Raw genomic sequence first — 23,988 nt, 5'->3', positions numbered from 1 at the left:
ACTCACTGCAGTGCTCCTTCCAAGAGCAGGTCGATGAACTCGACCTCGCTGAAACCGAGATCACCGGTGACGATCTGCTCGTTGTGCTCGCCCATCATGGGCGCGGCGGTGACCTCGGCGACCGTGCGTGAGAGACGGAACGGGGGCACCTGGTGCGGGAAAGCGCCGAGCACGGAGTGCGGTACCTCCGCGAGGACCCCGCGGTGGGTGAGCTGAGGATCGGCATCGATGAAGTCGTGCGGAGTTTGCACGGCGCCCGCACGGACGCGGGCGGCCTGGAGCAAGGTCATGACCTCGTGCGGCTCGCGCTCGCGCGTCCACTCCGCGACGAGGTCGTCGAGGCGATCCTCGTTGTGCTTGCGGTCCTCGTGCGTGGCGAAGGCAGGATCGGTCGTCCATGCGGGTGCGCCGATGGCCGCGGCGAAGCGCGACCATTCCTCGTCGCCGAACACCGCGATCGCGCTCCAGCGATCCTCACCCGCACAGGGGTAAACACCGTGGGGCGCGGCATCCGTCACGCGGTTGCCGGTGCGACTCTGCTCGCGTCCGTTCACCTCGAAATCGAGGGTCGCGGGCATGATCTGTTGTGCGGTCACCTCGTACATGCTCGCTTCGAGGTACTGGCCCTGGCCGGTACGACGTCGGTGAAGGAGCGCCCCCACCACGCCGATCGCGTTGACCAGCGGCACGATGTAGTCGCCGTAGATGCCCGCGCTGGGGGTGATCGGCGTGCGATCGGGCCATCCCGTCAGGTGCAGTCGCCCCGAGATCGCCGCGCCGGTGCCGTCGATGCCCCATTCGTTCGCCAGCGGCCCGGTCTGACCGAACAGGCTGCCGCTGATGTAGATGACATCGGGGTTGATCTTCTTGACGTCTTCGTACCCGTAACCGAGGGCGGCGAGGGTGCCGGGGGTGAAGTTCTCGTTGATGACGTCGGCCTGTCGGATCAGTCCTTCGATGACGCGACGAGACTTGGGGTTCTTTAGGTCGATCGACAGGCTCTTCTTCGAGGTGTTGAAGTGCGCGAACCAGGGCTTGTCGTCGAAGCTGGTGCGCGTCGATCGGGAGAAGCGGCGGTCGACGCGCGTCATGTCGGGACGCTTGGAGGATTCGACTCGGATGACCTCTGCCCCGTGGTCGCCGAGGAGCTTGCCCGTGATCGACCCGACGAGTGCCCAGCCGAAGTCGAGGACACGGATCCCGGCGAGCGCTGGCGTGGTCGGAGCGTCACACGGAGCTGCGGCGACGGTGTCCCTCGGTGCGCCGCCGAGGCCGGCGAGGATCTCTTCGGTGTCGGCGCCGAGCGTGGGGGCCGGCGTCGTGATGCCGGTCGTGGAAACACTGGCTTTGAAGAAGTAGCGCGGGATGTCGATGCGACCAAGCGCAGGGTCCTCGACACGCGACCAGTACTCCCGCGAACGGAGGTGCTCACAGGCGTGGACGTCGCCCGGCTCGTTGGCCACGGTCGCATTCAGGCCCCGTGCGAGCGACTCCCGGCGGACCTCCTCGCGGGTGAAGCGGAGGAAAAACGGACCGATCACGTCGGCGAAGCGGCCCCATTCCTCCTGGGTGATGCCCGCCTTGTCGAACGACATCCAGTCGTCGATCTCCTGCAGCGCGTGAACCGGGTGGTATTCGCCGATCCAGTCGCTGAGCGCCTTGTTGGCGGTCGCCCCGAAGGCGCCGCCGAGCATGTGCCAGAACAGGTGCCCGTCCTTGCAGGGCCAGAACCAGTCCGTCGCCGTGGGGCCAAGCTGGGACTTGTGCCCCTCACGGGAGAGGGCGACGCCCTCGCTCCAGGCCACGATGGCCGAGGTCATCCGGCTCGCGGCAACCTCCTGCACGGAGACGTCGACGTCCTGACCCGTGTGCGAGGTGTCGGCCTCGAAGTACGCGAGCATCACGCCAAGCGCCGCTGCCACACCGGCGTGGAAGTAGCCCGAGTCGAGAGCTTCCTTGACCGGCGGCAGATCGGGGTCTCCCGTGTTGTTGAGCACTCCGCTCATCGCGATCACTGTCAGCTCGGAGGCGATGTACTCGGAGTACGGGCCGGTGCGGCCGAACGGTGTCACGGAGGCGCCGATGAGTGCGGGATTCTCGGCGCGGAGGTCTGCCACCGCAAGACCGCGACGTTCGAGGGCACGCGGGTCGGACCCCTCGACGATGATCTGCGACGTCCGCGCGAGTGCGCGGAACGCGTCTGCACCTTCGGGGGTGTCCAGATCCAGCACGATGCTGCGCTTGCCGGCGTTGAACGACCGCCAGTAGAGACTGTTCTCGATGCCGGGCTCGTCGCCGCGGAACGGTGGCAGCTTCCGGGCAGGGTCGCCGCCGGGGCGTTCAACCTTGATCACTTCGGCACCGAGCTCCGCAAGGATCTTTCCGCAGACAAATCCCATCTCGTCTGTCAGGTCCAGTACGCGGACCCCTTCGAGCATCGCGGTCATCGCTTCTCCTCTGTCGTGTCGTCGCGCCGCGGGTCGAGACCGCTGAGCAGGTCTCCGATCACAGCATGCAGGTGCGCCGTCTCTTCGAGCGCGTAGTCGGTGTCGGGCAGTGCCAGCACCGCGATGCCGCGAGCGCGCAGTGCTTCGGCCTGGTCCGGGAAGTCCCAACCGTAGGCGCTGTCGCCGCGGAGGTGGAGCGCGATGACGGCGTCCGGCTGTGTCGCCGCCGCCATCTCGACACGCTGCGCGATGCGGCGCTCGCGACCGAATGCCCAGCTCTCGGGGAATTTGTACGTCCAGCGATCGGCCAGTGCGTCGAAGGGATCGGAGTTCTCGCGCACGGGTGTGTGGGCGTAGCGCATGCCGAACTCGGTGTCCTCGCCGACGACGACGGCTCCGAGATCCTCGATCAGGCGGACAAAGCCGAGTTGGTCGACGGAGCTGCCGCTGAGGAAGACACGCGGCGCGCCGGCCAAGCCACCCACCGGCTCCCGCTCGTCCAGCGCGTCGAGCGTCTCCTCGAGGAGCCCGTTGAAGCGCTGCTTCGGCATGAGCATGGCGGCGAGTGCGATGGCCGCAGCGTCGACGCCGGTGATGGTGGAGTTGTCGGATGCGCGGATCGCCTCGACCCGACGGAGCAGTTCGCGCGTCCGATTGACGAGTCGGATGGCATTCTGCAGACTGTCGGCGGTGACGGCACGCGGGCCGATCGCAGAAAGCTGCTCGGCGAGGAGCACCATTCCGGCGCGATTGTATTCGCGGTGCTCGGCGAAGCTCCCGCGTGCGCGTTCGAGATACAGGGTGTGCGCGATGTCAGGCGCGCCGAAGACCGAGCGATAGGCCTCGAAGAAGCCTGCGGTCTCGCCGATCCAGCGGTCACCGCCGGTGACGCAGAGCACCTCGACGGCATCGTGGCGACCGGTGGCGAGCGCTTCGTACAGGTAGCGGATGCGGGTGGGCGCCGACACGTCGAGATGGGCGTCGACGGTGGCGGGTGCGACGGCGAGGTCGCCGGTCAGGAGCATCGGGCGGTAGCCCGCCGCGATCGCGATCTCCTCCGGGAAGCCGGTGTCGAGGAATCCGGCGATGGGCTCATCGACCCCGCCGGTCAGCTCGGTGATCGCGGCCGCATCCCAACGCGCCTCCACGACGTGATGGAACACGCTGAACGCCGTATCGCGATCCATGCGAACCTCCTCATTCACCATCATGTTTAATATCTTACCACTCGATCGAACGAATTATGTTACACATATTGCAGGGCCGTCTGCGTCTTCCGCGTGACGACTGGCGGGCGTGACGACGTGCACCACCCGTCGATCCGTTCAGATCTAGGAACTGCCCGTGCTGCTCTGGATTCCCTCGATGAAGGTGGTGACCTGCGCCCGCATCGACTCCTCGTCCCAGGCCTCGCTGTCGAATGGCGCGTAGTCGAGCAGTAGAACCTCGATGCCCGCGACCTGCAGCTCGAGCGCCATGTATCGGGACGACGCGATGGTGTCGCGCGTCGCCGCTCTGGCAGGAAGGACGACGCCGTCGATCCCGAACTCCCGGCACTGCGCCACGATCAGCGACGCGGCGGCCTTCGGGCTGCTGCCGGTGTACTTCATGTGGCGGCGCAGGAACGCCGAGCGTAGCGCATCCTCGCTCGGGTCCTGGATGAGGCGCTTCGCCCGGGGCAAGTACATCGTCTCGATGAACACGGTGTCGTGACTCTCCTCCCAGGCGTTGAGGAAGCCGAGGTTGAACCACAGCGGCGTCCCACCCCAGAGCAGACGGGTCTTCTCCTCCGGCACCGCGAAGGCTCCGTCGGCGGCGCGCTGCTCGACCTCTGCGTGGACGCGCTTGACGTGCTCGAGCGCCCACTCGTGGCCGAAGTGGGTCTCGAAGATGGCCACCTCGGAGTAGGCATCCGTCGCTGTGAAGAGCGCGGGGCCGCCGCTCCCCCACCCCAGCTGCACGATGCGCTCGTAGTACTCGGCCATCTCGTTTGCGCGATGCATCAGCTCGCGCAGATCGGTCTCCCGGTACGGTATGCCGGTGACCTGCTCGAGCAGCCGCACCGCCGCGCGCACCTCGTTCGTCGCGAAGTCGAGGATTCGCGGATCGCGCCATTCGGGACCGTCCCACCAGCCGTCGGGGATGCCGAGCTGCCGATAGGGGTCGTCGGTCAGGAGCACGGGCACGCCGAATTCGCGGCCGTACAGCTCATAGATGCCCGGCTCCTGCATGTATCCACCGAAGATGGCCGCCGGTGTGGGCAGCCCGCCGTACGGCGCGCGGGGGTCGGGATCGAAGCAGTAACCCAGCGGCAGGCTCTCGTAGTTGGAGAGAGAGGGGAAGTACCCCCGCCGTTCGATCGCACGCTGGAATTGACCGTACATCTGTTTAGCCGCGAGGACCGAGCCGTATTGGACGGGCAACACGAGGTGGATCCCCATCGCATTGAACAGCTCCATGGGGCCGTAACCGAAGACGAAGGGGCTGCCGTTCGCGATGTCGGACCACATGAGCTCGCTGTGGGCCTTGTTCAACGCGGTGGCCTCCCGCACCGAATCGAGCCGCTTGACGCTGCGCACGCCCTGCCACTTCTGCGTCATACCGATGCCCCGCCCTGGGTAACGCCGATGATCGGGAGTGCTCTCAGCGGCGCGCCCGCGAGGGCCGGGCCGGTGGTGTGGAGGTGGCACCGTGAGATCCCGCCTCCGATGACCTCGATGACCGGCGCCGGCTCCACGTGGCAGATCTCCATCGCGTACGGGCATCGGCTGCTGAACGAGCATCCGGGTGGGGGATTCGTCGGGTCGGGGACGTCGCCGTCGAGCACGCGCTTAGCCGTCGACCGCTGCAGCTCCGGATCCGGCTCAGGCACCGCCTCGAGAAGCACCTGGGTGTAGGGGTGCGCAGGACCGTCGAACAGCCGATCGACCGGGCCCTCCTCCATGACCTCGCCCAGGTACATCACTGCGACGCGATCGGAGATGTGACGGACGACGGCGAGGTCGTGGGAGATGAAGAGATACGACAGCCCGAGTCGCTCACGCAGGCTCTCGAGTAGGCTGAGCACCTGATTCTGCGTCGAAACATCGAGCGCGCTGACCGCCTCATCGCAAATGAGGATCTCCGGCTCGAGCACGATGGCCCTCGCGATCGCGATGCGCTGCCGCTGACCTCCGGAGAACTCGTCAGGGTAGCGGTCCGCGAATTCGGGACGCAGACCGACGAGATCCAGCACCTCCGCGACGCGCTCGCGACGCTCCCTGGCGGATAGCCGCGCGTGCACCTTGAGCGGTTCCGCGACGCTCTGGCCGACGGTGAGCGAGGGATTCAGAGACGAGTACGGATCCTGGAACACCATCTGCACCTTGCGGCGATGCGAGCGGAAATGCCTCTCGCTCAGGTCCGTGACATCTGACCCGAGCAGGACAATCCGCCCTTCAGAGCGGATCAGTCGCATCACGGCACGCGCGAGAGTCGACTTGCCGGACCCGGACTCCCCCACGATTCCCAGCGTCTCGCCAGCGCCGAGCGTGAGGTCGACTCCGCGTACCGCGCGCACCGTGGTGCGGTGGCCGCCGCGGACCACGGGAAAGGAGACCACGAGATTCTCGGCCTCGAGGACGTTCGCAGCGTTCGCAGCATCGCTCATGACGTCACATCTTCCTTCCATTGAACGCCCCGTGTGCATCGGTTGGCGCGGTCGTCTCCGACCTCGATGAGCGTCGTCGGCTGCAGGCACTCCTCGAGCGCATGCATGCATCGTGGCGCGAATCGGCAGCCGGCGGTGAACTCAACCGGCCGCGGCGGCGTACCGGGGATCCACTCGAGCTGCTTGCGGGCGCCTCTGAGTCGCGGCATCGATGCGAGTAGCCGACTAGTGTACGGGTGCTGCGGCGAGGCGAATGTGTCGCGCACGTCTCCCGTCTCCACGATCTGCCCTGCGTACATCACGGCCACCCGGTCACAGATGTCGGCGACGACACCCATGTTGTGCGTGATGAAGATCATCGCCAGACCGAGCTCGTCGCGCATATCTGCCAGGAGCGAGAGGATCTGCGCTTGGACGCTGACATCGAGCGCCGTGGTCGGTTCGTCGGCGATCAGCAGGGCAGGGTCGTTGGCGATCGCCATCGCGATCAGCACACGCTGGCGCATGCCACCCGAGAACTCATGCGGGTAGCTCTCGGCGCGCGCTTTCGCGTTCGGGATCCGGACCTTGTCCATGGCTTCGATCGCGAGCCGCTTGGCCTCGGCACGCGTCACACCCTGGTGCAGACGAATCCCTTCGGCAATCTGGTTTCCCACCTTGAACGAAGGGTCCAGACTCGTCATCGGCTCCTGGAAGATCATCGCCATGCCGTTGCCACGAAGCCGGGCGAGCTGTTTCTCTGGCATCGTCAGGAGGTCGGACCCTCGGAACGCCGCGCGCCCTGACGCACGCTGGCCTCGTCGGCGTCCGACGAACCCCATCATCGTCATGGCGGAGACACTCTTGCCGGAGCCTGATTCGCCGACGAGTCCCAGCGTCTCACCGGGGCGCACCGAGTAGGTCACGCCGTCGACTACGGGAATCCAGCGCCCGTCGATCTCGATCTCCGTCCGGAGGTCGGCGACTTCGAGAATTGGTTCCGTGCGGTCAAGAGTCATCGAACGACCTTCTTTCCAATGGAGTCGCGGATGCCATCGCCCAAGAGATTGAGGGAGAAGACACAGAGAGCGATCATCAGGCCGGGGAAGACCGCAAGCCACGGCGCGCGATCAATGTAAGCGAATGAGGAAGAGAGCATTGCACCCCAGGAAGCCTGTGGCGGTTGGACGCCGACGCCGATGAAACTCAGGCCCGCTTCGATGAGCATGACCTGCCCGGCCAAAACGGCGATATAGACGATGAGCGGCGGAATGACGTTCGGCAGGATATGTCGGCCGAGGATCTGCACGGACGGCGTGCCAATGCTGCGCGCCGCTTCTACGTAGGTCTCCTCCCGAACGGAGAGGACCGACCCACGGATGAGACGGATCGCTCCGGGGGCGAGCACCACGCCCAGTGCGATCATCGCGTTGCTGAGGCTGGGTCCGAGGATTCCGGCGATCGCGATTGCGAGCAGGATGCCGGGGAAGCTCATCAATACGTCGGTGACGAACATGATGACTCGCTCCACCCATCCGCGGAAGAACCCTGCCGCGAGCCCGAGCGTCACCCCAATCGATACGGTAAGCACGGTGCCCTGCAGCGCGGCGCTGAGCGAGACCTGCGCGCCTGAGATGAGTCGGCTCATCAGGTCTCGGCCAAGTTCATCGGTGCCAAGTACATGACCGTCGACACCGGGGGCGAGCAGGACGGATGTGAGCGCTGTCGCGTCTGGGTCATAGGGGCTCAACAGATCGGCGAAGACAGCCACAAGCACCGTGAGCACAAGGGCTACCAGACCCGCGATGGCGAGCTTCTGGTGTGCGAAGCGTTGTGCGAAGCCGACACGCTTAGGGCGACGACCAGTGGGTATTTGGATCGTGAAGGTCATGACACGCGCACCTTCGGGTTCAGAACGGTGTAAAGCACATCGGTGAGGAAGTTGACAACAATCACGATCACTGTGGTTACGAGCACGATGCCCTGAAGGACGGGGATGTCCTTGGCGACGACCGAATTGATCGCGAGCGTACCCAGACCTGGGATGTTGAAGACCTTTTCCACCACCACCGAGCCGCCGAGCAGCCCCGCCATCTGGTAGCCGATCACGGTGACCACCGGCAGCGAACCATTTTTGAGCGCTCGGGTCCACAGCACACGGGAGCGCGACAGACCCTGCGAGCGGGCAGTGCGAATGTAGTCCTGGGTGAGCGTATCGGAGATCGAGCTGCGAGTCTGACGTTGCAACTCTGCGCCCACGGCCATGGCCAGAGCGATGGCCGGGAGGATGATGTGGGCGAACCAATCAACCGGATCGTCCTCGAATGCGGTGTAGCCCACCGCGGGGAAGATCGGGATGGCGAAGGCGAATAGGAGGATGAGGATCATCCCGACCCAGAAGTTGGGAGTCACGATTCCCAGCGTCGACAGGACAGTGGTTACGCGGTCCGCCATCCGCCCACGATAGGCGGCGGCGAGCATCCCGACGAGCACGCCAGCGATCACCGCGATGGCGATGGCCGTCAGCGCGATCGACATCGTCGCGGGGAGCCGGTCGAGAATGAGCGCACCCACCGGAGCTCGGAGGGTGAACGATGTACCCAAGTCTCCGACGAAGAGCCCGCCGAACCAGCTGAGATACTGGACGATCCACGGGCGATCGAGGCCGAGCTCGGCCCGAATGAGGGCAACGGTCGCTGGGTCCGCATCATCACCAGCGAGGGCCAGTGCGGGGTCCCCCGGCACGAGCGATGTCAGGCTGAACACCAGCAGCGTGGTCGCGATGAACACGAGCAGCATCCGACCGAACTTCGTACCGAGGAACCGGAGGGCGCCCCGCGTCACGATGGGGCGCCGATCCGCTCTGCCGTCCGCCGGCGCTCGGCGCAAGGCCTCAGCTTTGGTCGCCGTCATGGTAACTCCTTCTCCCGTTTCCTTCGAGACGGAGCCGGTGGGAGCAGCACTGTCCCCACCGGCGCATCCTGTTACTTCTTGACGCCGAGCCCGTCGATGATCGGGTACCCGGCCTGCCATTCCTGCATCCCGACGAAGTCCTCGCTGTACGCGACGGTGTAGTTCCGCCACATGACCGGAATGTACGCCGACATGTTCTCACGCGTGAGTTCGGCGATCTCGTCGAAGATGGCGTCGTGCTCGTCGCCATCTGCCGTGAATTGCGCCTGACGGATCAGATCCTCCACGCCGGGCACTTCGATCTTCCCGGGGTTGCGGATCGTCTCCGTGCTGATGTGCCGCCACAGGAACGGCGCCGGGTCGACGTCGGGGACCAGGTTCTGCGTCGCGATCGCGATCGTGGGGTTGGCCCACGTGGCGTCGGCGACACCGCTGCCCGGGGGGAAGGTGAGCTCGACTTTGACGCCGATCTCGGCCCAGCTGGCCTGAATGGCCTCGGCGAGCTGCTTGTTGTTCGCCTGCGCGGCCATCGTGTAGGTGAAGCCGTCGGGGTACCCTGCCTCAGCGAGGAGCTTCTTGGCGCCGTCGATGTCGTACGGAATCTCACCCAGGTTTTCGTTGTAGCCGACGCGTCCGGGAGCGATCAGCTGATCGGCGACGGTCGCGCGGCCGAAGTTCAGCCCCTGCACGATCCCTTCGCGGTCGATCGCCATCGACAGCGCCCTGCGAACGCGCGGATCCTCGAGCTCGGGAGCAAGGTCGTCGTTGAGACCGATGGCGACGAGCTGCGCTCCCAGCACGGTGTACGTGCGGATGCCGGCGGCCTCGACGGCATCGACCTGTGCTGGCTCGATCACGGCCATGTCGATCTCGTTCGAGCGAATGGCGTTCGCCATGGCGACGGGGTCTTCGATCCAGCGGACGGTGACGCCGCCGAGCTTGACGGCATCCGCGTTCCAGTGGTCGGGGTTCGGCACCAAGCCGGCTTCGGACCCTTCGATGTACTTCTCGACGAGGAACTTGCCCGTGCCGACCGGGGAGGCGAAGTCACCGGATTCCACCGTTTCTGCGCTGAGGATCAGTCCCGCGCGGCCTGCGAGCACCTGAGGGAACCCCACGTTCGCACTGGTCAGCGCGATCCGCACGTGGGTCTCGTCGACTGCTTCGACGCTGCTGATTCCCGCAAGGTCGGCCTTCGTGTTCGACCCGTCACCCGCGTAGTAGTCCAGCGTCGCGATGACATCCTCCGACCCGAAGGTCGAGCCGTCGTTGAAGACGACTCCCTCGCGCAGCGTCAGGTCCCACGTCAGACCGCCGTCGTCCGTGGACCATTCCTCCGCAAGGGAGGGAACCAGGTCCAGATCGGCATCGAGACCGATGAGGTTGTCGTACACGAGCTGATAGATCGGCACGATCGTCGCGCCGGGCATCGTCGCGGGGTCCCACGACGTCCCGAAGAAGCGTACGCCGATCGAGATCTCTGCGTTCGGGTCCGTCTCCGCGGTCGCTCCCGATTCCTCGGCGGTGTTCCCGCCTGCGCACCCGGAGAGCACGATCGTGACGGCGAGAAGACCCGCGCCCCACGTCCGCGCCCGGCGCTTCTGAGTATTCCTGAGCATGTCACTCCTTTGTGAGTTGTCCCGCTAAATGTAAAGATTCGACACACGGTCACTAGATTAGATGTTACACATATCTCGGCAGGCGTCAAACCCCGGTCGCTCGAAGGACGTGCGGGACTACCGGGCACGGCCTCTACGATCTGCCGGCCGCCCGCAGCCCGGCACGAAGCACCTCATACGACGGCAACTCACGCGTGAAGATGAAGCGGTAGCCATCCGCCACCTTCTGCTCGATCGACGTCGCGTTGCCTCGGGCAGTGCCGTAGGGAACGCCAAACTCATGGCAGGCCCGGATCACCTCGCCTACCGCGGACTCGACCTCCGGCGTTGACTTACCCCCATAACCCATCGACACCGAAAGGTCGTTCTCTCCGATCAGCACCACGCCAGGGCGCGACGACGCCACGCTGAGGATTCGGCGAATGTTGCTTACGCCTTCCACGTGCTCGCACTGCAGGATCGGCAGAATCTCCCCGTCAGGGTTCTGCGGCCAGACGTCCGCCTTCTCGTAGTACTCGTCCGGCGTGAGACCCCAATAGCGCACCGCATGGGTCGGTGCATGCCCCCTCAACCCGGAAGGTTCGGTGGAAGTCCGAGACTGTGGACGGGGGTATCTGCACGACGCAATGGCATGCTCGGCCTCTTCGACTGTGTTGACCATCGGGAAGATTACGCCGAACACCCCGAGGTCGAGCACCTGCTTCACTATCCATTCATTGCGTTCGCGTCCGTTCACCGGCACGCGGACGAACGGAACGATCGAGGGCGCCACCGTCTCTGCCCGATGGATCTGGCGCCTGTTCAAGAGGAACTGCAGCGAAATACGCAGCGCATCGACATCGTATGGGTTGTGCTCGAGGTCAAACGTCACCATGTCGTAGGGAGAATCGGCGAGTGCATTCGCCTCCTGGTAACTGCCCGCTGAAGCCACGAGCGGCCCGAAAGCTGGGAGTCCGTCCTCAAGAAGGCCGACAACCTTATTGAGCCGCGTCATGACATCTTCCCCCGGCCGTCTGTGCACTGGGCGCCCACGCAACTCCACTGGTGGCGTCGACCGCCCGCCAACGACGGCGCCCCGGCTGCGCGGATTTCCCCGCAGCCGGGGCGCCGCTCGAACGACTGCTACCCGAGTTCTTCGTCATCGATCAGCCTGAATTGCGGGAGCGCCCGTGTCTCGTCGATGTCGGCAAAACAGACCTCGACCCTGCGACCGATCCGTATCTCGCCCTCTCGACGTTCCGGCTGCATGACGTCCTCCGCGACGAGATTGGTAATGAGCCGCACTGAGACCGCTTCGCCCTCGCGTCCGTCGCGCCATGGCACATTCCGCTGCTCGTCGAGCTCGACCAGGACAATCGGATAGGGCACCCAGTCGCGGAACTGCGGCTGGATCGCATGCATGACCATCTGCCAGCTGTAAATCTGGCCGCGTCCACTCACCTCGCGCCAGCTCCAGTTCGGCGACGCGCAGAAAGGACAGCCGGAACCGATGGCACCCCGCAGCAAACTGCAGTCATCGCAGCTCTGGACGACCAGTCGCCCTGCCTTCGCATGCTCGAAGTACCCCTGGCGTTCGGAGTCGTTGCTCTCGACGATCAGATCCATTCCGAGATACATCACTTACCCCCCAGAATCAGCGCGCTCGTGGTCGAGACGACGCCCGATTCCCCCATCGACATCGCGAGCTCGGCATCTTTGACCTGACGACAACCAGCCGAGTAATCATAGGTGTGTTTCCTCCGGCCCGCCGCGTCCACCTCACAGTAATCATCAGCTTCGTGGCGCAGCTGCCGAACATTCTCGATGACGAGGCTCATTCCGTTCGTGTAGCCCTCGCAGAGCAGCCCTCCGCTTGTGTTATTAGGCCGGATACCGCCAAGCTCAATCGCACCGCTCGTGACGTAGTCGCCTCCTTCTCCCCTCTCGCAGAAGCCGTATCCTTCCAGCAGGAAGAGCGTAGTGAAGGTGAAAGCGTCATACGCGCCGGTGATCTGAATGTCCTCGGGGCCTACACCTGCGTTCCGGAACACCGTGCGAGCGGCGTACTCACCCGCCTGCCGCGTGATGGGGTCGCACTGATAGTGGTAGAACGCGGACGGGAAGGGCTTGGTGACGCGGCCCGCGACGGACTTCACGTACACCGGACGTTGCCGTAGATTTCGTGCGCGCTCCGCTGAGGTAACGATGATGCATGTTGCGTTGTCGGTCTCCAGACAGCAATCCAGCAGGTGAGTCGCCGGCTTAGAGATCCAACGCGAGGACAGGACATCGTCGACGGTCACGGGGTCCTTGAAGTATGCCTTCGGATTGTTGGCGGCATGCTTGCTGTGCACCACACGGATGTGCGCGAGTTGTTCGTTCGTCGTGCCGTACTCGTGCATATGCCGGGCGATGGCGAACTGGAACTTCTGCGCTGCCGACTTGTACCCGTACGGGAGTGTGTCCAGGTCCTGACCCGTGATCTTCGTCGCAACGCCCGTCTTGTCCGTCGGTGTACCGCCGATGCGAACGCCGCTGTAGCCGTTCATCGCTCGGAAGATGACGATCGTGTGGGCCATGCCCGCTTCAATAGCTCCCATGGCGAGCCCGACGAGGGCCTCCGTACTCGACCCGCCGCCCTGGCAGTCCATGTAGAAGTTGAGCTGAATGCCCAGGTCGAGCGCCATCGCCGTCGAGGCGGTGGAGTCCCGATCGCTATAGCTCATCATTCCATCGACGTCTTCAGGTCGAAGCCCGGCGTCAGCCAACGCGTTTCGAATCGCCTCCGTCCCGAGCGCTCGGGTGGTTCGGCCGGAGTTCTTCGTGTACTCAGTTTCGCCGACGCCGACGATGCAGTACTTATCTCGCAGATTGCCCATCTTCTTCCTCTCTTCAGAATTCAATTACCGGACCCTCTTGATTCAGAGGGCTCCGTCCGTAGCCAAGTCCGCGATCTCTTCCTCCGTAAGACCCAAGACGTCGCGAAGCACGTAGTTGTTGTCCTGGCCGTAGCTGGGTCCGCTCCTGCGCAGCATCCCTCCGATGCGCGCGGGTGTTCGCGACAGCCGGAATGCCACGTCTCGAACCGGCCATCTGCCCATGTCGATCTGGTCAAGCTCAGCCATCCACCGATCGCTCCACAGTTGCGGATCGCTGTCGCAGCGATCGGCTGCTGTCTGGCAGATCCCTGCAGGCACCGCCTCCGCCTGCAACCGCATCATGAGTTCGTTGCCGTCCCAGCCTCGAGTGGCCTCCGCGATGAATGAATCGAGACGATCGACATCGCGGAGCCGACCATCCATGGACGCGAACGCCGGATCATCCGCCCAGGCGGGCGATCCGAGCACCTCTACCAGGCTCCGCCATTGTGTGTCGGTCATACAGGTGATTGCGATCCATCGGTCGTCCCCCGCAACCGGGTAGACATTGTGCGGGGCCGACTTCAGGTACGAAGGCCGATTCCCCTGTCGCGCCGACGGACGTCCATTCACCTGGTAGTCGACGATCGGAAGTCCGGCGAGCACCAGCCCGATCTCCACCTGTGAGAGATCCAGGTGAACACCTTGCCCCGACGCGTCGCGTTGATAAAGTCCGGCAAGGACCGCCGACGCCATGTTGTAAGCCCCGTACCAGTCGAGATATGAGTATCCGATCCCGGCGGGAGGATAGGGATCGGGCAGACCGCTCATCTCCGTCAGCCCGGAGAAGGCCTGTGCACTCGGCCCGTAGGTGCGCACGTCGCCGTAGCTCCCGTGAGCGCCCATTCCGGATTGTGCGACGTAGACGAGTCGAGGATTCAGTTCACGCAATCGCTCCGACGAGAAGCCCAGCCGCGCCAGGGTACCCGGAGAGAAGCCTTCGATGAGCACGTCCGCTTCCTCCACGAGACGCGTGAGGATCTCCAGCCCCCGATCGCTCTTCAGATTCAAGCTGAAGCTGCGCTTGCCGGCGTTCGCTTCGAGGAAGGCCCCGCTCTGGTTGATGCTCGTGCGCTCAGGCGTGAGACGTGATGTCGCACGGTCCCGTTCCTCTCTGCCGCCCGGTGGGACGAGGCCGACGCTGTTCCGATACCCGTCGAGGCGAGAATCGTGCTCGACCTTGATCACCTCGGCGCCGAGCGCGGCGAGGAATCGCCCCGCGCCCCCGCTCGCGAGCACCCAGGAGAGATCGACTACTCGAACACCGGCGAGCGGCCAATCCTGCAGCTCCGCATCGCTTCCGTCCGCGTGAGCAGGGGCATCCGACGGCAGAGGCGACCCATACTTTTCAGAGGACGATGCTCGCTCCTCGGCGGGGTGCCAGCTCTCCCGTGAATGTGCGCCCAGTCGAGGAGCACCCGCACCGATCGCCCACTTCGAGTCCTCCGAGAACCACCGGCCGAGCGGGTACCTGACCTCGGTCCCGAGATCCTGCTCGAGCACGGTTGCGAACGTGTCGCGTTCCTGCCAATGGGGATCGTGAAGATTCTCCTCAGGCGACCGCACCGGCGCCCACGACATGCCGAGCTCCTGAGCATCCCGCCAGAGGTCCCGTGCGAACGGGAATCGCTGAACCAATGCGTCCACCGCGGCGGATACCCGCGCACTCAGCGCCAGGGTTCCCTTCTTCGCCTCCTCCTGGCACTCGGGCGCATCGAGGCCGTTCTGCATCCCGAAGCGTGAGAGCAAGGCGACGTTCCCACGGTACGCAGGCAGGAAGTGCTGAAGGTACGTGCGGTACGTCGCGAGCCAACGACCATCCTTGGTCATCGCTATGGAACGCTCTGTGGACTGCGGCGACGAGTGCCGGGCAGTCTGCCGCTTGCGCTCCTCGCGGTTGTAGATCCAGCTCGGCAGGTCGAGCTCGGTGCTCTGGCTGACTGCGTGGTGGACGGAGACGGCAACGCGCTGCCCCACCCCCGTCCGCCGCTTGTAGCGGAGGGCGCCGAGAACGCCGATGAGCGCCTGGTCGCCGGCGATGTGATATGCCTGCCCACCCTGGGGGGCTACCGGAGGCGTGTCGTATGCCCCCGTCGGGTCGGGGTCGTATCCGCAGTTCATGACGACTCCGCCGAGCGCGAGGTGGACGAGGTCACTTCCCACGAAGGTGCTCCAGGGACCCTCATCTCCGAACGGAGAAACTCTCACGTGGATGAGGTGGGGCCATCGACCTTCCAGCTCCTGCGGACGGAACACAGGACCGCTCGCCCGCGAATCGATCAGCACATCTGCCGTCTCGAGGAGACTCTCTACGTGCGCACGATCCGCAGATGTATCCAGGCTCGCCACCACACTTCGTTTGCCGAGGTTGTAGTACCGGAAGTGCAGGCTCTGCTCCGGGTCGGTCGGATCACCGGCGAACGGTCCGAGTCGACGCGTCACCTCCCCGCCTGGAGGCTCGATCTTGATGACATCCGCGCCGAGCGAGGCGAGCGTCCGTCCCAGGTACTCGCCGTGCTGGTCGGCGATCTCGAGAACACGAATGCCACTGAGGGGCGCCATCAACCGCCCGACGCCCGCTTGACCTTCCCCAGACCGGCTTCGCGATCGCGGTACACCTGCGTCTGCGTTGGCAATACTCCCCATGTCACTCCCTCGTGATCGACGACCGCCCGCGGCGAGAATCTCCTTATTGCATAATGCAAATTTACTTGTCGTGTGCTCAACGGTTACATAATTTGGCTTCCGTGTCAATCGTGATCGTTACACCGCGGCCCAGCTCTCGATACTGATTCGGCGGCGTTTTTCATCACTTCACAATGGCACCCTTGACCACGAGAGGGACATTGTGTAATGCTCTGACCACGCCGACGGATAATTTGTTACATACCATCTCCGTCTCGCCTTCACAAAGGAGTGACATGCCAAAGACGATCGCCAGACATACTGGTGCGTTCCTCGTGACCCTCGCGCTCATGGCCGCGCCACTGACTGCATGCGCCGCACCGCAGAATGAGGGGAGTCCCGGTTCCGACGCGGCTGCCTCGATGGATCCAGACGGGCACATCACCGTCGGCGTCCGGAACTTGAAGAACTCGTGGGATCCGTCCAAGATGCCCGGATCCACAATCGTGCCGATCTACCAGCTCGTGTACGACCCCCTGATCCTGTTGGGAGACGACAGAGAACTGTTGCCGGGCCTGGCCACGGCGTGGGAGACTCCCGACGGGGGGACAAGCTGGGATATCACGCTACGCGAAGACGTGGTGTTCAGCGACGGAACGGACTTCGACTCTGCGGACGCCGTCGCAACCCTCTCGCACTACATGGCTCCGTCGTCGAACATCCGCGCTGATCTGGCTGAGGTCGTCGACATCACAGCGATCGACGATCATGCGGTGCGCGTGGAGCTGAGCTCCCCCAACGCGACCCTGCCGCTGACATTGGCGGGGGGCGTAGGGCTAATGCTCAGCTCGGAGGTCGTCGCCAGCGGAGACTTCGAGATGCCCGTCGGCACGGGAATGTTCCTGGTGGAGGAGGACGTTCCGGACGTGCAGATCGGGCTCGTCAAGAGTGCGACGCATTGGAATCCCGACGCGGCCCAGGTCGCCGGCGTAACGCTTCGCGCTCTGCGGGATCCCGTCGCGATGTCGAACGCAATCCGCTCCGGCGAGATCGACATCGCGGTCATCGAGCCGACGCAAGCCGACGCGATCGAGTCACAGGGCATCGCGACGTACGACATCGTCGGCGCGGAACTGGTGGCAATGTTCCTGAACCCGGATCTCGCACCTGAACTGGAAGATCCCCGCGTTCGGATGGCCCTGTCGAAAGCCATCGACCGTGCCGGCCTGGTGGACGGAGTGATGTTCGGCCGAGGAGATGTCGCGAATCAGTTCATCGCCCCGGGGCAACCGGGGCACAACTCCGACGTTCCTCAGCCCTCCGCCGACCTCGACGAGGCGAAGCAGCTCCTCTCTGACGCCGGCTACGCCGATGGATTCTCGTTCTCCATGGCGGTCCCTCCCAACAACAAGCAGCTCGCAGAAGCTGTGCAGGCGAGCTGGGCCGAGATCGGCGTCGACGTCGAGCTGGTGTTCCCGGCGACCGGCGGAGTCGCCGAGTCCATCTGGTCCAAGCCGACGATCCCCTCTGCACCGCAGAACCTCGTACCGGGAGTCGACCCTTCCGCATTCCTCTGGCGCCACCTCAGCACCGACACGATCCGCAATCCCGGAGGCGTCGAGGTGCCTGGTCTGAGCGACCTCATGCAAGAGGCGCAGCAGACGATCGATGACGCCGCTCGGGAGGAGCTCTATGCCGAGATCGCCGTGGCGACATCCGAGACCGTGCCCGCGTACATCCCCATTCTGTGGCGAAGCTACACCATCGCGTACCGCGACAATGTCCTCGGCATCACCGAATCCCAGGCCGGATACCCGATGCTCGACGGGGTCGGCGTGAAGAAGTGACCTGACACCTGTGCACGGCACAGCGTTCCCCGCGGATCCTCCGAGAGCGATCTGCGGGGAACGCTTCGTCGCGCGATCGACTTCCCCAGCAACGCGCTGACCCACTGGAACAGCTCCGCGTAAGCAGGGCCACCGCAAGCTCCGCTGATCGCGCCGCGGCCGGCCGGCCGAAAGCTGACTAATCGAAGGCGGCGCTGAAACGCGGCGCCAGCGAGTATCCGGCCTCCGACTGCAGTGGACCGGGCTCGTAGTCGACATGGAGAACCATTCCGGAATATCGATCGACACCGATGCCCCTCGGCCGCTCGAAGTCGACCGGTCCGCCTGCATCGCGACCAACGCTGATGCCTGCGAACGGCGCCATGCCGAGCAGCTGCCGCACCGTTCCAACCTCCTGGAGCTCGCCAGCCCCCTGTGCCATCCAGACCCCCCACCGACGCCCGGGGCGGTGCTCGAATCGCACGGACACCGATCGTCGGCCCGCGAAGGCACTCGGGGATTCCTGCCAGAAGCTGCGGAGCGCTCCGTACTCGTTGTAGATGAGGCGCACACCGCCGGACTCGACCCTGATCGCGTAGCCGCCGCCCTGGTCGCCATGGCTCACCAGCACACCCTCGTCGCCGTCCGAGTGCACGAACACGCAGCGGATCGTGACGGTACGGGACTGCACGAGTCGGGCCGAGCGAAAACGCTCCAGCTGAGGCAGGTCGGGATGCAGGCGAACCGGGGCGGAGAGGTGCGCTTCACTCTCCGGACGCCGCCGCCTCTGGGATCCGTCGTCGAAGATCGGGAACACCCCGTTCTGCCACGCCAACTGCACGAAACGGTCGGCCATTTCCGCCACGAGGTCCGGGAACTCTGAGGCGAGGTCATGAATCTCGGTCGGGTCCGCCCCCAAGTCGTACAGCGCCCAGTCCGCCTCCTTCCAGGCCGGGCCACCGCGCACCGAGCTGACGAGCTTCCAGGGATGGCGGGTGAGGGAGCGTCGCCCGATCAGCTCCTGGTACTGCTCGCGGAGCCGCGCGGCAGCGGGGTCTGCGATGACGTCGCTCAGCGATTCGCCGTCGATGGCAACAGGCTCCCGGCCCTCGGTCCTCGTGACGCGGTCGCAGCCCGCGAGATCCAGAAGTGTGGGACCGATGTCGGTGGCGAAGGCGAACTGCTCTCGGATGCCCCCGTCGCCCTCGGCGCGCGGCAGGCCGGCGGGCCAGGAGATGATCAGCGGCGCCCGCACACCCCCCATCAGCAGATGCGACTTGTAGAGGCGGAAGGGCGTGTTGGACACTTGCGCCCAGCCGCGGGGATAGTGCGACATCGTGCGCGATGTGCCGATCTCCGCGAGCGGAGCCTCGACATCGACAGGCCAGTCCTCGACGTCGGCCGCGACGCCGAACTGGCTGTAGTAGCTGCGTGTGCCATGCGCACCGCCCTCGCCGCTCGCGCCGTTGTCCGAAGTGAAGACAATGATCGTGTTCTCGAGCTCGCCGTGCTCACGCAGGACATCCATGATGCGTCGAGTGCTTTGATCGATGGCATCGACGCCCGCTGCGTACACTTCCATGTACCGCTCGAAGCGCGCTCGCGACGCGTCATCCAGTTCCGTCCAGTCAGCGACGTCGCCTCCTGGCTCGGCGTTAGACGGTGGAAGGCTAGCGCCTTCCGGGATGACTCCCAGCTCCTTCTGGCGGGTGAATCGCTGCTCGCGAAGGCGATCCCACCCTTCCGCGTACCTGCCTCGATACTTGTCCACGGTGCGCACGGGGGCCTGAAGAGGCGCGTGCATTCCCGGATGTGCGAAGTACATGAAAAACGGCCGGCGCTCCCCGGTGCTGTTCGTCTCGCGAATCCAGCGCACCGCCTGATCTGTCAGCTCATCCGTCAGGAAGTAGTCCTCGGCGTACTCCTCGGTGCCCGCGAGCCCGTTGTCCCGGATCAACCGGTGCGGCGAATGCTGGTTGGTGAAGCCGTCGAGGATCCCCAGGAATCTGTCGAATCCCTTCTGCAACGGCCACGATGCTCGTTCTCCCAGGTCATGCTGCTGCGCTTCCGGGGTCAGATGCCATTTGCCGAGCATGAACGTCGCGTAGCCCGCCCCGCCGAACGACTCCGCGAGAGTGGGCACACCAGGCGGAAGGACGAACCGGCTGTGATCATAACCCGGATCGGAGTGGGGGACGGTGGCGAACCCGGCGCGATGCGGATTCAGTCCGGTCAGCAGCGCTGCACGCGCGGGAGCGCAAAGCGGCGGGGTCTGATAGTTCGGCATGCGGTAGCCCGAGGCCGCCAGCTCGTCGAGGGCGGGGGTCTCGATCTCCGAGCCGAAGGGGGCGATGTCGCTGAATCCGAGATCATCGGCGAGGATCACGATCACATTCGGCGCACCCGCAGGCGGCCGGGACGGGTCAGGCCAGGCGGGCTGAACATCCTTCGCAAACTGATAGGGGCGCGGCAGCATCGACTCCGACATTACTCATCCATCCTTCTCGCTGGCAGCGTTACCCCGTCGGGCGCCACTTGGACTTCGACACTGACACCCGGAGAGATCGCTCTTGATCGCCTGTTCGTTCCCCCAGTGTTACATCTAACCCGTTCGAAGGTGACTCGCCATCCTCGAGGAGCCCTCGGATCCTCTCCGCGACGAAATCGGGGCGGTCACTGTGCAGGTTGTGGCCCGCGCCCGCGACCGTCGTCACCTGTGCTCTAGGAACCCGGCGCGCGAACTCATCAGCCTCGTCTTCGGTCACACCGCCCCTCTCGGCCCGGAGAAGCACAGTGCGCGCAGCAGCGCTTGCGAACGCTCGCCACACGCTCTCGCGCTCCCGCGCTCGGAGGGGTGCCGCGTCGACGAACGCCGGATCCCACAGCCACTCGCGGCGACCACCGGACACTGGTCTCGTGTTGCGAATGATCGAACGCTCGAGCGACTCACGTGATCGTTGGGGCATGCGCACAAGCATCGCTTCGACGAGCTCATCGAGCGTACCCGAATGCATCCGTGTCGGATCGCTCATGCCCAGACGATGCGGGGTGGCATCGAGTACGACCAAGTCGCTGACGCCCCCCAGGCTGGAAGCAGCGCATGCCGCGACGAAGCTTCCGAGTGAGTGTCCGACAAAGACGACATCGTTGATCGCGATGGAATCGAGCGCCTCTGCCAGCATGTCAGCCATGGATGCGATTCGATATGACTCGACGGGCAGATGATCCGAGACCCCATGACCAGGCAGGTCGATCGCGAGCGCCGGAAGGTTCAGCTCGAGCAGCATTCGTGACCACGCCCCCGCGTGCAGCCCTGCTCCGTGCAAAAGGATGATCTGCGGCGGCGCTACGCCCCACTGCAAGGCGCTGAGCGAGCCTGAGCTGGTTGGAAGACTGCGTCGCTCGGGTCGCGGTTCGTCAACGCCGAGACGCCGAGCGAGCGCCCCAGTGCCTACCCGATCGGGCTCGCTGCACTCACTCTTCATCACTACACCTGACGATCTTTATGCATTAGGAAAGTTTCCGATCGAACTATGAATGATTCATATTACAGCCGCCTCCGGTTTGTCTCGGATGCTCTCCGATGACTCGACCGTCCCCGTCGAGATCAGCTCCGCGATTTCTTCGCCGGTCCGCCCTAACCATTCATCCAGAACAGCTGCGGTGTCCCGTCCAAGTTCAGGTGCACACGTGAGTTCTGGCGCACGATCGTCTATGAGCCACGGTGCACCCACGACGATCTGCTCGCCAAGTGACGGATGGGTGACGCTACGCAGGAGACCTCTGCTCTGCAGATGCTCGTCATCCAGGAGATCTGGGCCATTCATCACCTGGCTGTTCGCGACGCCGGCAACACTCAGCTCCGCGGCTACTTCGTCTGCGGCGCGAGACGCCACCCAGCTCTGGATTTGATGCTCGGCCACAACTCGCTGATCACCATCGGAGAACCATGCGCTGGCCTGCTCGAGCCCTACGACTGCGAACAATCTCGCTCTCTCTTCTACGGTCCCGGTGGCGATGGCGACCCGCTCATCGCCCCCCGCGCAGCGATAGACGCCATACGGCCATTGCGAGTAGAGCCCGTTGCCCGAACGCAATGGCACCTGACCGGTCAGCTGATACTCCAACACTGAATCGCCCACGAGGCCGGTGATCGCTTGCTGGGCTGACACATCGACCGCTCCGCCCCGTCCCGTCCTCGCCACGCCTAAGAGCGCTGCGATAGTTCCGACAATGGCCACGGTGCCGACACGAAGATCGATGGAGTCTCTAACCTCAGTCGGGGGACCATCGGGGTATCCCGTCAAGTGCCCCAATCCGCCCATGGAGTTGAAGTTCGACGCGTAACCGACGTACCCGGGGTCCGTTCCACCGCGACCTCCGTTAGAGATGCAGGTCACGAGGAGATCGGGGCGCTCGCTCTTGAGGTCCTCGTAGCTAAGCCCGAGGCCTTCCAGCGCCCCCGCCCGATAGTTCGACACGATGACATCCGATGTCAGCGCCAGACGCCTCAGAAGCGCCCGCCCGTCCGGTGCTTTGAAGTCGATGCCGATACTCGCCTTTCCCAGATTGACTGAGTTGAAGCGAGCCGAACTGTCGAGCCCCTTCGCTGTCGTGCCGACCATCTGACGGAACAGGTCCGGGCGCTTGGATGATTCAACTTTGACGACAGTCGCGCCCAGCATTGTCAGCAACTGCGTGGAGTACGGGCCCGCGGCCACCCAAGTAAGGTCGAGAACTCGTACGCCCGTGAGGGGTAGGTGTGACAAGCTCGATTCTTGCTCTGCGTGCTCATGCGGATCCTGAGTCGCCACGTGCTTAGGAGACTCGTCCGGCCACGCATCGACATCTTCATTGTCGACACCTGGCGAAGCTGGCCACGCGGTCAGCGGACCAAGCTGCTCACCCCCGAATGTGTATCCGGGACGTGGGACCATCAGTACTTGCTGCGCATGATCCAGGATCGTCAAATCTCCACGGGTACGTGCGTGCACTGACGCAACCAGGGCAGGCGCATCTGCGTAATATCCGACGGGAACACCGAGCGGAGCGAGCGCCTCGTAAAGATCCTCCGCATCGCGCGTGCGACACACTTCGCGGATGATGATGTCGAGCTCGCGCGCATTGCTTTCTCGCCCTGCGCGGGGGTGACGTCCCGCTAGGTGGTGGAGTTTCCTCAACACCGTGCAGGTCAGTTGTTCTCGTTTAGGCGGCGGCGAGTTCTGGGAGGATCACCTCCTCATTGACAGCCTCAATGGGGTCGTTCATCGTGGCGAGTTCGAGCATCGAGGCTTCGGAGAAGTAGCGGCGTTCGCCGGCTTCCCACTCGTCGTGTTGCTCGATCAGTACGGCCCCAGCCAGGCGCAGCAGGGCGGCCGAGTTGGGGAACACCCCGACAACATCGGTGCGACGCTTGATCTCCTTGTTCACGCGTTCCAGCGGGTTCGTGGACCAGATCTGACGCCAGTGACGCCGCGGGAATGCGGCGAAGCGACATCACGCCACGCTCAAGCGCATTACCGCAGAGACCGACCCCCGCTCCACACCTCCACCCGCCTAACAGCAACTCAACCACGCACAGGAGAAACATGACCACTCTTAGCCGCACCGTCACCACGGCCACCGGATACGACACCCGCGACGAACCGCACGGCAGGTTCATCGGCATGGGCCTGGTCTTCCGGCTCGTAGGCACTTCCGGACACATTGTGTGGAGCATCAACACCGGCTGGGCTCTCAGCCCCATGACCAATCCGACCATGGTTCCCGGACCGCAAAGCCGCAGCTCTCGCCCCGGCATCGACCATGCACTCGCCACGCGCTTCCCTGAACCACTTGGGGCTCTGCTTGCGCCGGCTGGCGGTGACCACCGCACGGACTCGATCGACGTCGGTCTCGACCCGCAGGACCTGCTCCGGACGCTTCTCACACGTGGCGATACGGCCGTGTTCGACGAACTGGAATCCGCCTACCGCGCAGCCTTCCCGAATGAAACTGACGGCTGACCGACAGATGGTCGGTCCACACACCATC

At 64.6% G+C, this 23,988-nt stretch carries 17 protein-coding genes and 1 pseudogene; 2 read left to right on the top strand and 16 right to left on the bottom strand.

The genetic code is table 11. The features are described from left to right. Nucleotides 1–2 precede the first annotated feature (2 nt). The 12 genes from ACSS7Z_RS07470 to ACSS7Z_RS07415 all read right to left on the bottom strand — a co-directional run bounded on the left by ACSS7Z_RS07470 (nt 3) and on the right by ACSS7Z_RS07415 (nt 16,066). Nucleotides 3–2,447, bottom strand: a complete 2,445-nt coding sequence (locus ACSS7Z_RS07470) for a CaiB/BaiF CoA transferase family protein (RefSeq protein WP_438253877.1) — start codon at nt 2,445–2,447, stop codon at nt 3–5. Continuing rightward, nucleotides 2,444–3,658 (bottom strand): 2-hydroxyacyl-CoA dehydratase subunit D, encoded by a 1,215-nt coding sequence (locus ACSS7Z_RS07465; protein WP_438253876.1) that lies wholly within the window; start codon nt 3,656–3,658, stop codon nt 2,444–2,446. The genes ACSS7Z_RS07470 and ACSS7Z_RS07465 overlap by 4 nt, the downstream gene beginning before the upstream one ends. A 120-nt stretch (nt 3,659–3,778) precedes the next feature. After that, nucleotides 3,779–5,047, bottom strand: coding sequence for a 2-hydroxyacyl-CoA dehydratase (locus ACSS7Z_RS07460; protein WP_438253875.1), 1,269 nt, complete (start codon nt 5,045–5,047; stop codon nt 3,779–3,781). Further along, nucleotides 5,044–6,096 (bottom strand): ABC transporter ATP-binding protein, encoded by a 1,053-nt coding sequence (locus ACSS7Z_RS07455; RefSeq protein ID WP_438253874.1) that lies wholly within the window; start codon nt 6,094–6,096, stop codon nt 5,044–5,046. The genes ACSS7Z_RS07460 and ACSS7Z_RS07455 overlap by 4 nt, the downstream gene beginning before the upstream one ends. Further along, the gene (locus tag ACSS7Z_RS07450) at nt 6,093–7,094 is read right to left on the bottom strand and encodes an ABC transporter ATP-binding protein (protein ID WP_438253873.1); all 1,002 of its coding nucleotides are present in this window, start codon (nt 7,092–7,094) and stop codon (nt 6,093–6,095) included. The genes ACSS7Z_RS07455 and ACSS7Z_RS07450 overlap by 4 nt, the downstream gene beginning before the upstream one ends. Next, nucleotides 7,091–7,966: an ABC transporter permease gene (locus tag ACSS7Z_RS07445; protein ID WP_438253872.1), complete on the bottom strand. Its 876-nt coding sequence runs from the start codon at nt 7,964–7,966 to the stop codon at nt 7,091–7,093. The genes ACSS7Z_RS07450 and ACSS7Z_RS07445 overlap by 4 nt, the downstream gene beginning before the upstream one ends. Further along, nucleotides 7,963–8,988, bottom strand: a complete 1,026-nt coding sequence (locus ACSS7Z_RS07440; protein ID WP_438253871.1) for an ABC transporter permease — start codon at nt 8,986–8,988, stop codon at nt 7,963–7,965. Before ACSS7Z_RS07440 ends, ACSS7Z_RS07445 begins: the two co-directional genes overlap by 4 nt. 71 nt (nt 8,989–9,059) lie before the next feature. Continuing rightward, complete coding sequence (locus tag ACSS7Z_RS07435; RefSeq protein ID WP_438253870.1) at nt 9,060–10,607, bottom strand: ABC transporter substrate-binding protein; 1,548 nt, start codon at nt 10,605–10,607, stop codon at nt 9,060–9,062. A gap of 133 nt (nt 10,608–10,740) precedes the next feature. After that, the gene (locus ACSS7Z_RS07430) at nt 10,741–11,601 is read right to left on the bottom strand and encodes an HpcH/HpaI aldolase family protein (RefSeq protein ID WP_438253869.1); all 861 of its coding nucleotides are present in this window, start codon (nt 11,599–11,601) and stop codon (nt 10,741–10,743) included. Nucleotides 11,602–11,729: 128 nt separating this feature from the next. Continuing rightward, on the bottom strand, nt 11,730–12,224 hold the full coding sequence (locus tag ACSS7Z_RS07425) for a Zn-ribbon domain-containing OB-fold protein (protein WP_438254273.1): 495 nt from the start codon (nt 12,222–12,224) through the stop codon (nt 11,730–11,732). Next, a complete protein-coding gene (locus ACSS7Z_RS07420) occupies nt 12,224–13,465 on the bottom strand; it encodes a thiolase C-terminal domain-containing protein (protein WP_438253868.1) in 1,242 nt (413 codons plus the stop codon). Before ACSS7Z_RS07420 ends, ACSS7Z_RS07425 begins: the two co-directional genes overlap by 1 nt. Before the next feature lie 42 nt (nt 13,466–13,507). After that, nucleotides 13,508–16,066 carry a CaiB/BaiF CoA-transferase family protein gene (locus ACSS7Z_RS07415; protein ID WP_438253867.1) on the bottom strand — a complete coding sequence of 853 codons (2,559 nt, stop codon included), beginning with the start codon at nt 16,064–16,066 and terminating at the stop codon, nt 13,508–13,510. Nucleotides 16,067–16,425: 359 nt separating this feature from the next. Between ACSS7Z_RS07415 and ACSS7Z_RS07410 the strand changes: the two genes are divergently transcribed. Further along, the gene (locus tag ACSS7Z_RS07410) at nt 16,426–17,976 is read left to right on the top strand and encodes an ABC transporter substrate-binding protein (protein ID WP_438253866.1); all 1,551 of its coding nucleotides are present in this window, start codon (nt 16,426–16,428) and stop codon (nt 17,974–17,976) included. A gap of 178 nt (nt 17,977–18,154) precedes the next feature. Here ACSS7Z_RS07410 and ACSS7Z_RS07405 read toward each other — a convergent pair whose 3' ends face one another. The 4 genes and pseudogenes from ACSS7Z_RS07405 to ACSS7Z_RS07390 form a co-directional block, all read right to left on the bottom strand. Next, the gene (locus ACSS7Z_RS07405; protein WP_438253865.1) at nt 18,155–20,443 is read right to left on the bottom strand and encodes an arylsulfatase; all 2,289 of its coding nucleotides are present in this window, start codon (nt 20,441–20,443) and stop codon (nt 18,155–18,157) included. Nucleotides 20,444–20,471: 28 nt separating this feature from the next. Next, nucleotides 20,472–21,440, bottom strand: a complete 969-nt coding sequence (locus ACSS7Z_RS07400) for an alpha/beta fold hydrolase (protein WP_438253864.1) — start codon at nt 21,438–21,440, stop codon at nt 20,472–20,474. A gap of 57 nt (nt 21,441–21,497) precedes the next feature. Then, entirely contained in the window at nt 21,498–22,724 is a 1,227-nt protein-coding gene (locus ACSS7Z_RS07395) for a CaiB/BaiF CoA transferase family protein (RefSeq protein ID WP_438253863.1), read from the bottom strand. 436 nt (nt 22,725–23,160) lie between these two features. Continuing rightward, nucleotides 23,161–23,445: pseudogene (locus ACSS7Z_RS07390) on the bottom strand (transposase); the annotation flags it as partial. Nucleotides 23,446–23,543: 98 nt separating this feature from the next. Here ACSS7Z_RS07390 and ACSS7Z_RS07385 point away from each other — a divergent pair. After that, nucleotides 23,544–23,960, top strand: coding sequence for a hypothetical protein (locus tag ACSS7Z_RS07385; protein ID WP_438253862.1), 417 nt, complete (start codon nt 23,544–23,546; stop codon nt 23,958–23,960). Nucleotides 23,961–23,988: the final 28 nt, after the last annotated feature.

It is taken from the genome of Microbacterium wangyouchuni, assembly GCF_051546305.1.
Classification (GTDB): domain Bacteria; phylum Actinomycetota; class Actinomycetes; order Actinomycetales; family Microbacteriaceae; genus Microbacterium.
The sequence above is the reverse complement of the archived record's forward strand: the minus strand, read 5'-3'. Positions and strand labels throughout refer to the sequence as shown.